Annotated in this window: 10 protein-coding genes, 1 tRNA gene, 1 pseudogene and 1 riboswitch; of the genes and pseudogenes, 2 read left to right on the top strand and 10 right to left on the bottom strand. The window is 62.7% G+C overall.

Annotated elements, in window-relative coordinates:
• Positions 1 to 445, bottom strand: a 445-nt coding sequence (locus J0I64_RS16930) for a hemolysin III family protein (protein ID WP_291410350.1), incomplete at its 3' end; no start/stop codon positions are given.
• Between the two features lie 159 nt (positions 446 to 604).
• Between J0I64_RS16930 and J0I64_RS16925 the strand changes: the two genes are divergently transcribed.
• On the top strand, positions 605 to 1096 hold the full coding sequence (locus tag J0I64_RS16925; RefSeq protein ID WP_291410348.1) for a metalloregulator ArsR/SmtB family transcription factor: 492 nt from the start codon (positions 605 to 607) through the stop codon (positions 1094 to 1096).
• 46 nt (positions 1097 to 1142) lie between these two features.
• Here J0I64_RS16925 and J0I64_RS16920 read toward each other — a convergent pair whose 3' ends face one another.
• Both J0I64_RS16920 and J0I64_RS16915 read right to left on the bottom strand, forming a co-directional pair.
• Positions 1143 to 1844, bottom strand: a complete 702-nt coding sequence (locus J0I64_RS16920) for an HAD-IA family hydrolase (RefSeq protein WP_291410345.1) — start codon at positions 1842 to 1844, stop codon at positions 1143 to 1145.
• A 330-nt stretch (positions 1845 to 2174) separates the two neighbouring features.
• A complete protein-coding gene (locus J0I64_RS16915; protein ID WP_291410343.1) occupies positions 2175 to 2501 on the bottom strand; it encodes a hypothetical protein in 327 nt (108 codons plus the stop codon).
• 225 nt (positions 2502 to 2726) lie between these two features.
• Between J0I64_RS16915 and J0I64_RS16910 the strand changes: the two genes are divergently transcribed.
• Positions 2727 to 3266, top strand: a complete 540-nt coding sequence (locus J0I64_RS16910) for a cob(I)yrinic acid a,c-diamide adenosyltransferase (protein ID WP_291410341.1) — start codon at positions 2727 to 2729, stop codon at positions 3264 to 3266.
• Here J0I64_RS16910 and metH read toward each other — a convergent pair.
• The 7 genes and pseudogenes from metH to J0I64_RS16875 all read right to left on the bottom strand — a co-directional run.
• Positions 3247 to 6974, bottom strand: a pseudogene (metH, locus tag J0I64_RS16905) (methionine synthase). The gene J0I64_RS16910 and the pseudogene metH sit on opposite strands and share 20 nt — an antisense overlap.
• Positions 6975 to 7125: 151 nt before the next feature.
• On the bottom strand, positions 7126 to 9018 hold the full coding sequence (locus J0I64_RS16900; RefSeq protein ID WP_291410340.1) for a TonB-dependent siderophore receptor: 1893 nt from the start codon (positions 9016 to 9018) through the stop codon (positions 7126 to 7128).
• A gap of 186 nt (positions 9019 to 9204) precedes the next feature.
• A riboswitch (cobalamin riboswitch) is annotated at positions 9205 to 9396 on the bottom strand.
• Positions 9397 to 9470: 74 nt separating this feature from the next.
• Entirely contained in the window at positions 9471 to 10658 is a 1188-nt protein-coding gene (locus J0I64_RS16895) for an ABC transporter substrate-binding protein (RefSeq protein WP_291410338.1), read from the bottom strand.
• Entirely contained in the window at positions 10651 to 11658 is a 1008-nt protein-coding gene (locus J0I64_RS16890) for an ABC transporter ATP-binding protein (protein ID WP_291410336.1), read from the bottom strand. The genes J0I64_RS16895 and J0I64_RS16890 overlap by 8 nt, the downstream gene beginning before the upstream one ends.
• A complete protein-coding gene (locus J0I64_RS16885) occupies positions 11655 to 12779 on the bottom strand; it encodes an iron ABC transporter permease (protein WP_291410334.1) in 1125 nt (374 codons plus the stop codon). Before J0I64_RS16885 ends, J0I64_RS16890 begins: the two co-directional genes overlap by 4 nt.
• A gap of 28 nt (positions 12780 to 12807) precedes the next feature.
• A tRNA-Arg gene (locus J0I64_RS16880) sits at positions 12808 to 12884 on the bottom strand.
• Between the two features lie 50 nt (positions 12885 to 12934).
• Positions 12935 to 13883 (bottom strand): LacI family DNA-binding transcriptional regulator (locus J0I64_RS16875; RefSeq protein WP_291410332.1); only part of this gene is annotated, 949 nt, incomplete at its 5' end.

The following is a 13883-nucleotide window of genomic DNA, read 5'->3' as shown; positions in this document are numbered from 1 at the left end:
GGCTGGATCCGGGCCCGAACGGCACGATCAGTTTCAGCGCCACCCCGATCAGCGATGCGCCCCAAACAAGGCTCATCATGATTGCCCCTGCCTGCGTCCCCCCGATCACGGCGAGAAAAGGCGTATAAGAGCCTGCAATGAAAAGGAAAATTGCCGCCTGATCGAAGCGCGCCAGCAATCGCTTGATCGGGGAGACTGGTGCCATGTTATAGGCCAGCGACACGCCGAGCACGACCACCAGGGTCGCCACATAAACCATCAGCGCCGGGAAGGCCTCCGGCGCCGTATGCAGCAGCGTCAGCGCCAGCAAGACCGATCCGGCCGCCACAGCCACCACGAGACCCAGAATATGCACCGCGGCGTCGACCGCCACCTCGGCAATGGTGAAAGGACGCTGCTCGCGGCTCCACCAGGAATAGGATTTGCGATCGTTTGCGTGGGTCATGACAACTCCTCCTGCGACCAGACTGCGGCGCAGGCGGTGACCAATTTATTGCCGGACCGCGGCAATCCGATGTCATCCTCAACGCAAGCCAAACGTTTCTGGTGAAGAAAGAGTGCTCTCGCTTGACCTGTAACGCCTCCGTTACGTAGGCCTGCGCCTATGAGCAGAAAGTCAAAACCACCGATCGTTCTCTATTCGGCGCTGGCCGACATCACGCGGTGCAGGATCCTCGAGATCCTCAAGGTCGCCCCGACCCCCGTGCACGTCCTGACCGAGGCTTTCTCCATCAGCCGCCCGGCCATCTCGCGCCACCTGCGCGTCCTCAAGTCCGCCGGCCTCGTGGCCGAGGTGAAGAAAGGGCGGGAAAACGTCTACGCCTTCAAGCCCGGCAAGCTCGACGCCGCCCGCAACTGGCTCGACGCCATCCGCGGCGCTGAGGTGGAGGCTTCCGCCGAGCCCGTGATCGAGGCCGTCGCCGAGGCTCCCGTCATCGAAGTCATGGCCGAGCCCGTCGTCGAGGCAGCGCCCGCACCCAAGCCAGCACGCGCGCCCCGCAAGAAGCCCGCGGCAAAGGCCGAAAAGCCCGCCAGGGAGGCCGCACCCGCGGCGGCGCCGGCTCCCTCGACCAATCAGATGGGTTTTGATTTCTAGGCTGCCCTTGACCGGCTAGCGCTGCCCGTCAGGGGCAGCGACACCGTCAGGCCGAAACCACGGGGTAGGGCGCCCGCATCGGGCTCTGCTCTTCGGTCCCGAAAATATCGTAAAACACGCGCTCGAGCTCATGCGCCGACCAGGCGATCTGCATGTTCGGGCAGTCGCCTTCGACAGCGCGCATCGCCGCTCGCGGCCCAAGCGCAATCGGCACGATCGGGCGGTCCAGGCTCGCCGCTGCGGCCATTGCCGCGTCGATATCCTTGCGCTGGTCACCGACATACCAGATGACGTCGCGCGCCCTCAGGTCGCGCCCAAGGCCACCAAGCGCGGCAAGGATGGAATCCGGCCAGGGCTTTCCGCGGCCGACATCCTCGCGAAAAATACAGGCCGAGAAGTATTTCTTGAGGTCAAAGGCTTCGAGCACGTCGTGGCCATAGCCACGGCCGAGGCCATTGCTGACGACGCCCAGCAGCACGCCATTGGCGCGCAGCCGCTCCAGCACCGGCCGCAGGTTCTCGCAAGGCAGCAGCATTTCCTCGACGGACTTCCGCCGCACGCGGTGGAGAACACGATGCACCAACAGCTTCGGCGCCTTGCGCGGTGCGGTTGCAGCGTGCCGGCGCATCAGCCGGAAACGCGCGACCAGCCGTGCGGCGCGGTGCGAGCAATCGTCAAGAAACTCCAGCGTCTGCAAGACACGCGGATTGACGTGATGTACCAATGTTCCATCGAGATCAAAGAGCACGATGGTGGGTGGCGTCAGATTTGAGTCCAGCGTCTCATCCCCCAGGATTGATCCCAAATTTGCCGTATTTTAACCAAGCGCACAACCCCAGCGGCCGTCGGCCCGGTCAAATGCCTGTGCTCAGTCGCAGCGCTTCCGGTCAAAAAATCCCAGAAAAAGGCGAGTTTCCGTGGCCAGTCCGAGGGATTGGCGCTCCTCGATTTTTCGTCCGTCGCGAGGTCAATTTGCAGTGGAATGCTGCCGGGCCTGGGGCCCAAAACACCCTTTGACTCACCCATTCGGCCCCATCCGCCCCCAGTTTTGGAGGAGGCGGACAGGTCGCGGAGCCGCCTAGTCGGTGAAGCTGAACTCGGCCAGTTCGCAGACAGTCTTGTTGGCGGCAGTCACCTGGTCGCCATCGTCGAACACCGCGAGGAAGTCGTATTTGCAGTAGCCGGTACCGTCGTCGATATTGATCACCACGCTATAGCCGGAGGGCAGGATATCGTCGCCCAGGATGTCCTCTTGCCAGGAATTGGTGCCGGTATTCGAGGCGTAGAACCGGACGATGTCGTAGGACGTGTTGTTGTTGATGCGCACGCGACGATCCAGCGCGGAGGCGTCGACGACACCAACCGCCGTTACAGCAAGCACGATGCCTGCCAGAGCCTTATACATGATAGTCCCCCAAATGCGGTGCCCCCGCAGGGTAACTTTATTTGGCAAAGCCACAGACGCGCAAGTAGCTCTAACGGCGAATAGTTACGACCCGTGGTTATTGCGACATCGCTGAAAGATGGCCTGCCGATTTTGCTTGCCCTGCCAGCGTCTCCGCCGATTGACAGATCGGCATGGCCGGACCAAGAGGTTGCGCTCGCAGCGAACCTGGTCTTGGAGAACTGAATGGGACACCGGCTTTCAAGGATCGTCACGCGCACCGGCGACGACGGCTCAACTGGCCTCTCGGACGGATCGCGCCTGCGCAAGGATTCCGCCCTGATTGAGGCCATCGGCACGGTCGATGAGCTGAACAGCGTCGTCGGCTTCGCCGAAAGCCAGCAGGCCAACGACCTCCTGCGCGAAGCCCTGGTCCTCATTCAGCACGACCTCTTCGATCTTGGTGGCGCCCTCTCGATGCCTGGCCATCCGGTGCTGACCTCGGCTCACATCGAAGCGATCGAAGCGACGGTTTCCGCCTGGAATGCCGACCTGCCGCCGCTCAAGGAGTTCATCCTGCCCGGCGGAACGCCAGCCGTCGCGGCCCTCCATATGGCGCGCACCGTCTGCCGCCGCGCCGAGCGCCGCCTGCTGTCCATGGAAGATGAGCGCACGGTCGACGGGCGGGTCTATCTCAACCGCCTGTCAGACCTGCTCTTTGTCGCCGCGCGCGTCGCCGCAGCGGGCCAGGAACGCTCCTGGACCCCTAACCGGCGGAATAGTTGAGGATCGGCGCCAGCCAGCGCTCCACCTCTTCCACGGCCATTCCCTTGCGCTCGGCATAGTCCAGCACCTGATCGCGCTCGACCTTGGCCACGCCGAAATAATAGGCGTCGGGGTGGCCGAGATAGATGCCCGACACTGAAGAACCCGGCCACATGGCCATGCTCTCGGTCAGCCGCACTCCTGCTGCCGCCTCGGCGTCGAGCAGGCGGAATAGGGTCAATTTCTCGGTGTGGTCGGGCTGCGCCGGATAGCCGGGGGCAGGGCGGATGCCGCGATAGGGTTCCCCGATCAGCTCGCTGGGCTTGTAGGTCTCGTCCGAGGCATAGCCCCAGAGCTCCTTGCGCACCCGCTCATGCAGCATTTCGGCCATGGCCTCGGCATAACGGTCGGCCAGCGCCTTCACCATGATCGAGCCAAAGTCGTCATTCGCCCGCTCGAAGCGCTCGGCGATTTCGTTTTCCTCCGGGCCCGCCGTCACCACGAACCCGCCGACATAGTCCGGCGTACCCTTGGGGGCGACAAAGTCGGCCAGCGCGACATTCGGCCGGCCTTCGCGCTTGGAAGTCTGCTGGCGCAGGGTAAAGAGCGTTGCTAGTTCGGTCTTGCGATCTTCCGAGGTGAACAGGCGAATATCGTCGCCCACCGCATTGGCCGGCCAGAAGCCAACCACCGCACGCGGCTTGAACCATTTTTCTGCGATGATCTTGGCGAGCATCTCCTGCGCATCGGCAAAAAGCTGGCGCGCCACCTCGCCCTGCTTCTCGTCGTCGAGAATGCGCGGATAGACGCCCTTGAGCTCCCAGGTCTGGAAGAACGGTGTCCAGTCGATATATTTGGCAATCTCGGCCAGGTCCCAGTCCGAAATGACACGGGTGCCAAGGAACTGTGGGGCGTTGACGCTGTAATTCGACCAGTCGACCTGGAACGCATTGGCCCGTGCCGAAGTCAGCGGCAGGCGCTGCTTGGCCAGTTCGGCGCGCTCGTGTTTTTCGGCCACCTCCACATATTCGGAGCGGATGCTCTCGACATAGTCCGGCTTCATAGTCGGTGACAGCAGCTGCCCGACCACGCCCACGGCGCGGCTGGCGTCGGTCACGTAGATCGCCTGCCCACGCGTATAGCGCGGCGCAATCTTTACGGCCGTATGCACCTTGGAGGTGGTCGCCCCACCGATCAGCAGCGGCAGGTCAAAACCTTCCCGCTCCATTTCGCTGGCCATATGCACCATTTCGTCGAGCGACGGCGTGATCAGCCCCGAAAGGCCGATAATGTCGACCTTTTCCGCCCGCGCCACTTCCAGAATCTTCTGCGGCGGCACCATGACGCCGAGATCGACGATCTCGTAATTGTTGCAGGCGAGCACGACCCCTACGATGTTCTTGCCGATGTCGTGCACGTCGCCCTTCACCGTCGCCATCAGGATCTTGCCGGCCGATTGCCGCTGCGAGCCTCCGGTAGCGGCCTTTTCGGCTTCCATATAGGGCAGCAGCACGGCAACGGCCTGCTTCATCACGCGGGCGGATTTCACCACCTGCGGCAGGAACATCTTGCCTGCGCCAAAGAGGTCACCGACGACGTTCATGCCCGCCATTAGCGGGCCTTCGATCACGTGCAGCGGACGCTCGGCCTTGAGCCGCGCTTCTTCGGTGTCCGCCTCGATGAATTCGGTGATCCCGTTGACCAGCGCATGTTCAAGCCGCTTTTCGACCGGCCATTCGCGCCAGGCCAGGTCGCGCACCTTTTCCTCGCGCTGCCCGCCCTTGAAGCGCTCGGCAATCTCGAGCAGCCGCTCCGTCGCCGTGCCTTCGCCCTTGGGCTTGCGGTTGAGGATTACATCCTCGCAGGCCTCGCGCAGGTCGGCGTCGATCTGGTCATAGACCGCCAGCTGTCCGGCATTGACGATTCCCATGTCCATGCCCGCCTTGATGGCGTGGTAGAGGAACACGGCATGCATGGCTTCGCGCACCGGCTCATTGCCGCGGAAGCTAAAGGAGAGGTTCGAAACGCCGCCCGAAATATGGGCATAGGGCAGGTTCTTGCGAATCCATGCCGCCGCTTCGATGAAGTCGACGCCGTAATTATCGTGCTCTTCGATACCGGTGGCGACGGCAAACACGTTGGGGTCGAAGATGATGTCTTCGGGCGGAAAGCCCATATCATCGACGAGAATGCGATAAGCCCGCGCGCAGATTTCCGTCTTGCGCTTGAAGGTGTCGGCCTGGCCGGCCTCGTCAAAGGCCATGACGACGACCGCAGCACCATAGGCCAGGCAGAGCCCTGCATAGTGGCGGAACTGTTCTTCGCCTTCCTTGAGGCTGATCGAGTTGACGATCGGCTTGCCCTGCACGCACCGGAGCCCGGCCTCGATCACTTCCCATTTGGAGCTGTCGATCATCACCGGCACACGGGCGATTTCCGGCTCCGAGGCGATGAGGTTGAGAAACTCGACCATCGCCGCCTTCGAGTCGATCAGGCCCTCGTCCATGTTGATGTCGATGACCTGCGCGCCGTTCTCGACCTGGTCGCGCGCAACATCGAGCGCGGCGGCATAGTCGCGCGCGGTGATCAGCTTGCGGAAGCGCGCGCTGCCCGTGACATTGGTGCGTTCCCCGATATTGACGAAGGGAATGTCGGGCGTGAGGACGAAAGGCTCGAGGCCGGAGAGGCGGAGATAGTGGTTCACTTCACGACCCTCGGGGCAACGCCGGCAACGGCAGCGGCAATGGCGCGGATATGGTGGGGCGTTGTGCCGCAGCAGCCGCCGACCACGTTGACGATTCCCTCGCGGGCAAATTCGCCAACCTGGCGCGCGGTATCCTCCGGCCCCTCGTCATAGCCGCCAAAGGCATTGGGCAGGCCGGCATTGGGATAGGCACAGGTGAAGGTATCGGCCACAGACGAGATTTCGGCCATGTGCGGGCGCATCGCTTCGGCGCCAAGGGCGCAATTGAGCCCGATGGTGAAGGGGCGCGAATGGCGCACCGAATGCCAGAAAGCCGTCGGCGTCTGGCCCGTCAGCGTGCGGCCGGAGGCGTCGGTAATCGTGCCCGAAATCATCATCGGCAGCGCTACGCCGCGCGTTTCAAACGCTTCCATGCAGGCAAAGATCGCTGCCTTGGCATTGAGCGTATCGAAAATCGTCTCGATCAGGATGACGTCGGCGCCGCCCTCGATCAGGCCATTCACCTGCTGCGAATAGGCCTTGCGCAGGTCTTCGAAGGTGACGGCGCGAAAGCCGGGATTGTTCACATCCGGGCTGATCGAAGCCGTCCGGTTCGTCGGGCCGACCGCGCCGGCGACAAAGCGCGGCTTGCCGTCGATCGCCGTTGCGCGGTCGAGCGCCCGGCGCACGACACGTGCGCCTTCGACGTTGAGATCGTGAACTGCCGATTCCATGCCATAGTCGGCCTGGGCAATGGTCGTCGCCGAAAACGTATTGGTTTCAACGATATCGGCGCCAGCCATGGCGTATTTGAAGTGGATTTCTTCAATCGCTTCGGGCTGGGTCAAGATCAGAAGGTCGTTGTTGCCCTTCTGCGGATGATCGGAATGGTGTCGGCAGACATGACCCGAACCGTGACCGACAAAGTCGTCCTCGGATAGGCCAAGCCCCTGGATCTGCGTTCCCATCGCGCCATCGAGAATGAGGATGCGCTCGCGCGCGATCCTCTCCAGGGCCTTGCGGCTGGGAGAAGCAACTGCCGACATGATTACCTCGTAAACGTTCAGGGCCTTTTATCGAGTGCAGCCCTGAAAAGGAAGCCAAGCGGCATATGGTGTGCGAAAGCCGAGACGTGAAGACGCCTCGGTTCTCAAGATCGCGGGATTTGTCCGGCAAACAGCTGCCGGTGCTTATGGCCTAAAACTTCGCCCGGGCACCGGCATAGAAGGTCCGGCCCTGCGTGTTGTAGCCATAGACTTCCTGGTACTTGGCATCGAACAGGTTGTGCACCCGCCCATAGACCTCAACCTGCTCACTGACCTGATAATTGAGGCCGCCGTTGACCACGGCATAGGCGGGCAGGGTGACCGTGCTGGCGGAGTAAGTTGGGGGCAGGAAGACGCTATCAAGGGCTTCCCCGACGAGAACTACCTCGCCGTGGAGCGTAAGGGGAATCTCTTCTAGTCTGTAGGCGAGATTAATGGAGCCAGAGTGTTGCGGGCGGCGAATTTCCGTATCGCCAGTCGGGGTGCGTGCATCGAGGTAGGTGTAGGTGATGCCAGCTGTAAGCCCGCTGGAAATGTTCACACTCGCAGAGAGCTCCACGCCCTGGCGTGTGCTGATGCCGACATTGTTCTTCACCGTTTTCGCGTTGCCGGAGATCGCATTCTCGAGCGTCTGGTTGAAGTAAGTCGCGTCCAGCAGCACAACACCGTCCAGCAGCGACTGCTGCACACCGATGTCCCAGCCGAGGCTGGTTTCCGGCGTCAGACTTGGATTGGGCGTGAAGAACCCCGGAACATTACCGAATTGCTCGTAGAACGTTGGATTGGTCGACCCAGTGCCCAGCGAAGCGTGCAGCTTTGTGCCGGTATCTGGAATCTGCCAGGCGCCGCTCAAGCTGTAGGTTGTCGCGTCTGCGAAGGTGTCGTTGAAGTCGTGCCGGAGTGCCGCGGTCAGGTAGACCTGGTCGAGATATGTGCCACGATATTCTCCGACGAGAGAATTCGATGTTCTGGTCCGGCGCTCAAGCGGCGTGACGAGCTGCTGAAAGGTCTCGTGGACGAGATCGTAGCCCAGTGTGACCGTGTGCTTGGCGTCAAGGAAATCGGGCGTGTAGAAGTGGCGACCGACCTGATACGATACCTTGTATCTGTCACCAGTGGTCACGTTCTTCCAGCCAACACCCTCCGAGTCTCGATCCACAGTGCCGCCACTAACGCGTGCATTCTGGAACCACAGCGTATCTTCGCTGACCCACCCGAGGCCAAGCGCGCCGAAGAGCTCGTTGGCTTTGGTTGTGTCTGGTGTATCTGTTGCGATGCTGAGCGCATCGGTGCCGTCGGTTTCCCCATACAGTTTTCCGTAGCGAATTGTCCCGTCGACGGACAACTGCGGGGTGATTTCTGCACGGAATCGAGCGTTGGCGTCTATATGCGTTGCGCCGTCCAGCTCGTCGCCTACCGGGGCGATGTTGAACCCATTGGTGTGTCGAACAGTGACAGACCCGGAAGCGTTGAAATTGTCCTGCCCATAGGCCAGCGAACCGCTGGTCATCTTCGTGCCATCACTACCAAGTTCGCCCGCCACGCTGCCATGCAGGCCCGCATCGCCACCCGAGGTGGTAACGATGTTTATGACGCCGGCCATGGCATTCGAGCCCCAGAAGGCACTCTGAGGCCCTCGCAGAACTTCGATGCGCTCGATGTTGGCTACTTGCAGCCTGCCGAAATCGAACTCTCCATCAGACGTTTCCGCGACCGGCACGCCATCGATCAGAACGAGGACGTGATTGCCTTCTGCACCACGCACGCGGATCTGCGTCTTGCCGCCAAACGAGCCGGTGCGCGACACCGCAAACCCCGGCACTTGCCGCAGCACGTCAGCCACATAGGGCGTGCCGGCCAGCTGGATAGCCTTGCCATCGATCACCGTATACGACCGCCCGATTTCTTTCTCTTCAAACGGCGTCAGGCCGGCGGCGCTGATGCGGAGCACGTCCAGCACGGTCTGCTGCGCCGTGGCTGGCATCGCGGTGGCGAGCATGGCCGTCAGCACGGCGAGGGAGGAAACATGGGGCTTGAGGCGCATGAACAGGAGCTTTCTCGGCGGGGCGCCCCAGCAACCTTCAGTGATGAAGCGGCTGGCGCAAAGGCGCAGGCTGAACGGAATAGGGGAGAGGCAGTCGTCGGCGCCGCGGTCAGCGGCCCGAAAGCAAGCGGATTGGATTGGTCGTCATCGCTCTGGTCCTCCCGCCGATCCGCCCGATCAGCCTGAAATGGATCTCGTTTCCATGGCAGGTCTCCTGGCTTGCGGATCTGGCCGAAGTTTCGCCTTCCCAGCCGAAGCCAGTGGACTAAGGAAACTTCGTCTCCGCTTACAGTTGCGGGGGCAGCGTCGGACTGGGGATCGCTCCCCCACCGGCTTCCCTATTATCCCCTCGCGGGGACCATGGACGTGAAGACAATGGTGAAGACCCCGTTAAGAGTCAACGACATAAGGATTTCCTTATATTGCTTTCAACAGCGGCTTCGCCAAAGCCGTCAGTCGAGCACGATCGAGCGGTTGAACACCCGCGGATAATCGCCGACCCTATCGGGATGCAGAATGGAAATGAGGTCCATAAGCACCAGGTCCGGCCGCGCATTGCCAAGTTCGTAGAATTGCACGCCGCCATTTGGCCCTTTTAGCGCATCGGGCACCCAGACCTGCCCCGCCTGCGCCGCCGGCAGGGCCGCCAGCCGGGGGTCGTCCTGCCCAATATCGGCCAGCGTGTGATAGTTGATCGACGCCTGAATCCAGACCTTCGCCGCCCGCGCCCGCACGATCAGCCGCTCGAGATCGTGGATCTGAAACGCGCCCGTTCCCGTATCGTCGTCAAACACATAGCGCCCGCCGGCATCCTCGATGAGCCGTGCGATGAACGAACGTCCGCCCGCCGCAAAAAATACCCCGCCAAACGATTGCCCGCTCAGCACCAGCGGCCGCTCGCTCTCCGGCACATCCGACACCAGCGCCTTGGCCGCATCATAGCGCCCGACAATGTCGCTGAAGACCGCATTCGCCCTGGTCTCGGCATTGAAGAACAGGCCCATGAACTTGAGCCATTCGGCACGCCCGAGTGGCGAGGTTTCCTGCCAGTCGGCATAGTTGACCACCGGCACCCCGGCTGCCGCAATCCGCGCCATCTCGGCTTCGCCATTTCCCCCGGCGATAAGCACATCGGGCGCTGCCGCCACGACCGCCTCGATATTCACCACCCCCGAGCCGGCATATTCGACGACCGGTTGGTCCTGCATGTGCTCGATCAGCTCTGGCGTCGCGATCAGATCGCGCTGCGCCACTCCCGTCACCGCGCCGACCTCACCAAGCGCCACCAGAGCCGGGCTCTGAGAAGTGCCGCCGGAAAATAGCGAATGCACGGGAACAGTGATGTGCTGCGCGCCCGCGAGGTCTGGCCCCAGTTCCGGCTCCGGCGTGCCGCATTGCACCAGCACATAGCTTTCCCGCGCCCCGCCCGGATAGGGCTGGGCAACCGTCACCACCTTGTAGTGGTCAAAATAGGCGACCGAGAAATTCGCCGCATATTCGACCTCGGACTTGGTCCCGAAATAGTCGGTCCCCGGCTCGTAGGCCGTCGCGCAGCCGCGCTCGTCGAACACAGGTGCTGCGAGGGCAGGGGCCACCGCAAAGGCGACCAGCAAAGGCGCCGCCCAAAAAGCCCTAAACATCGTGGCTCCCCTGAGCTTGCCGCCGCGCAAACAGTGCCAGCTCCGCAAAACTGCTTCCGCGCCCGCCGCCATGCGCACCGCTCCCCTCCCAGCCCGAAGTCGCCACAACAATCCTCAGCTCCGCCCCTTCCTCAGCGGCGACAACCAGGAGTCCCTCGCGTTCCAGCACCGATCGCGCCAGATCCGCCTGCTCCCCTGGTCCAGTGACAAAAGCCCGCACCGCCCCATGGCCCCGAATCTTGAAACTCCGCTCCAGCGTCGAAAACACCACCTCAGGCCCCGAAAAGACCCCAGCCACGCTGCCGTCCGCAAGCAGATCCTCCGGCGCCCCCACATGCATCGCGCCCGCGCGATCCACTAGCCATAGCGTATCGGCAGTGCGCAGCGACAGTTCCAGGTCGTGGCTTGAAAGCACCACGGCAACCTGCTGCTCGCGGGCCAGCCGCCGCAGCATGGCCATGATTTCGACCCGCGCCGACACATCGAGAAAGGCTGAAGGCTCGTCGAGCAGCAGCACCGCGGGGCGTTGCGCCAGCGCCCGTGCAATCAGGATGCGCTGCCGCTCGCCATCCGAAAGCTCATTGATATCGCGTTGCGCCAGATGCTGCGCGCCGACTGCCGCAATCGCCTCCGCGACAATATCGCGGTCCGCGTCCGAAAGCTGCCCCGCCCACCCTGTATGCGGGTAACGCCCCAGCGCCACCAGCCCATAGGCAGGCATCGCCCCGATAGCGACGCGCTCGGTCAAAACCACGGCAACCTTGCGCGCCAGCTCCCCCTGATTCATCCGGGAAATATCCCGGCCATCGATCTCGACCGATCCGCCCAGCGCCGGCTGCATCCGTGCCAGCGTCCGCATCAGCGTCGATTTGCCGATGCCGTTGACGCCCAGCAGGCAAACCATTTCCCCCGGCGCAACCGCCAGATTGATATGGCTCAACACCGCCGGCTGCCGGCCATAGCCGACCGCGAGATCGTGGGTCTTGAGGGCCGGGGTCATCCGACGAAAATCCCCTTGCGGGACCGCAGGATGACAAAGGCGACGATGGGCGCCCCGATCAGCGCAGTCACCGCGTTGAGCGGCAACACGCCGAACTGGCCGGGCAGCAAAGCCACAAGCTGTGCAAGCAACGCCGTCAGCGCCCCCAGCACGATCGCCGCCGGCACCAGCACGCGGTGGTCCGACGATTTCAATAGCGAGCGCGCTACATGCGGCACGGCAATGCCCAAAAACCCGATCGGCCCGCAATAGGCCGTGACAGCGCCGGCCAGCAGCGAGGCCGCCGCCATGGTCAGAATGCGCATCGCGGTGGTGTTGAGCCCCATCGACCGGGCATAGTTTTCGCCCAGCAGCAGCGCATTCAATTGCTTGATTGTCACTGCGGCCACGACCAGCCCCAGCACCACCACGGGGCCAAAAATCTGCAACTCGTTCCACGTCACCGCGCTGAACGAGCCAAATCCCCAGGCGATCCAGCGTTGCAGCTGGTCTGGCGCCGCCCCCGCAACCAGCAAGGTCACAAAGGCGGAGACGGCATAGCCGGTCATCAGGCCAAAGATCAGCACCGTCGACGGATTCTGCAGCCGTGAGGCAATCGCGAGGGTAGGGGCCAGTACGCAGAGCCCGCCAAGCGTCGAGGCGATAACAATGGCAAAACCGCCACCCAGCCCCATGCCCCCGGTCAGAAACGACCCGATGGCGCTGCCCGAGGCCAGCACCACCAGCGCGACCCCAAGGCTCGCCCCCGACGTAATCCCGAGCACAAACGGATCAGCCAGCGGATTGCGCATCAGCGTCTGCATCTGCAGTCCGGCAACGCCAAGCGCCGCCCCAGCCAGACACGCCGTAATGGCGCGCGGCAACCGGATGGCGGTGATGATGTCGAAGTCGGGATTGCCACTGGCCGGCTGCCCGGTCAGGGCGCCAAAAACCGTCCCCAACGGAATGGATGTAGATCCGAGGCAAATGGCGGCAATAAACGTAGCAACCAGCAAAGCCAGAGCGATGCCGAGAACTACCGTATGATACGCGCCACTCGACGCCACGGCACTCGCTATCGCCACCCGCGGCGACGCGCGGTGGTCGAGAGCATCATCTTGGCCGTCGTGATTTCGCGTCATCAAGCCGCCAACCCGAAGATGGGAAAACTGGCGATCCCGACAGGACTCGAACCTGTGACCTTCAGCTTAGAAGGCTGCTGCTCTATCCAGCTGAGCTACGGGACCGCACGCGCCCTCCTTTAACTCATCTGACGAAAAAGGAAATGCCTCCCCGCCTAGGAAACATGCTCGTCCGGCGATGATGCGCTCGTCGAAAGCCGCGCGGTGCTCTCGCGCACCACCAGCTCCGAGCGCAGCACAATCCTGAGCGGGGAGGGCAGCGCGTCCGGCTCTTCCAGTACGTCGATCAAGGCCTCAGCCGCCATTCGGCCCAGCACCTCGCGTGGCTGGCGCATCGTCGTCAACGGCGGCACGTAATGTGGTGCAAAGCCGAGGTCATCGAACCCCACGAGCGAAATATCGCGCGGGCAGATGATCCCGTGCTGCCTGAGCCCAGAGAGAAGTCCGATGGCCGATTCGTCGTTGGCGGCAAAAATGGCGGTGGGTCGTTCGGCAAGGGATACGAAGCGCGCCGCAGCAGCAAAGCCGCTCTCCATGTCAAAATTGCCACGGAAGAGCCATTCCGGAGCCGGCGCGATGCCGGCCTCGGTCAGGGCTTTGGTGAAGCCGGCAAGCCGGTCGCGCGACACCACGTTGCCATCCGGTCCCAAGAGATGGCCGATGCGCCTGTGCCCGAGATCGACAAGGTGCTGCGTCGCGCGCGCTGCTGCTTCCACATTGTCCGTGAGCACGGTGTGAAAGCCCGAATAGGGGATTTCCTCGCAGGCAACAACGATGGGGACGCCTGCCGCCTGTCCTGCCATGGTGCGCAGCAAATGCGTGTCCAGCGAGCCGTCGAACAACAGCAACCCATCGGCGCGGTTGGAGAGAAGATAGTCCTGCAAACGGCGTATTGTCTCGTGCCCAAAATAGAGATTGAGCACCAATACGCCATAGCCGCGCGCCGCTGCCTCCCGCTCGATGGCATCGAGAATTGAAGAGAAGAAAGGATTCCTAATGTCGGGCAGCGCGACGAGAATGGTTCGGGAAGAACGCTGGCGCAAAGAGCGTCCGGCCTGGTTGAGCGTGTAACCGGTTACACGGATAGCCTCGGCAACTCGTTCC

The organism is Devosia sp., from assembly GCF_017307565.1.
GTDB lineage: Bacteria > Pseudomonadota > Alphaproteobacteria > Rhizobiales > Devosiaceae > Devosia.
Note: the sequence above shows the minus strand (reverse complement) of the source record. Positions and strands in the feature narration are given on the sequence as shown.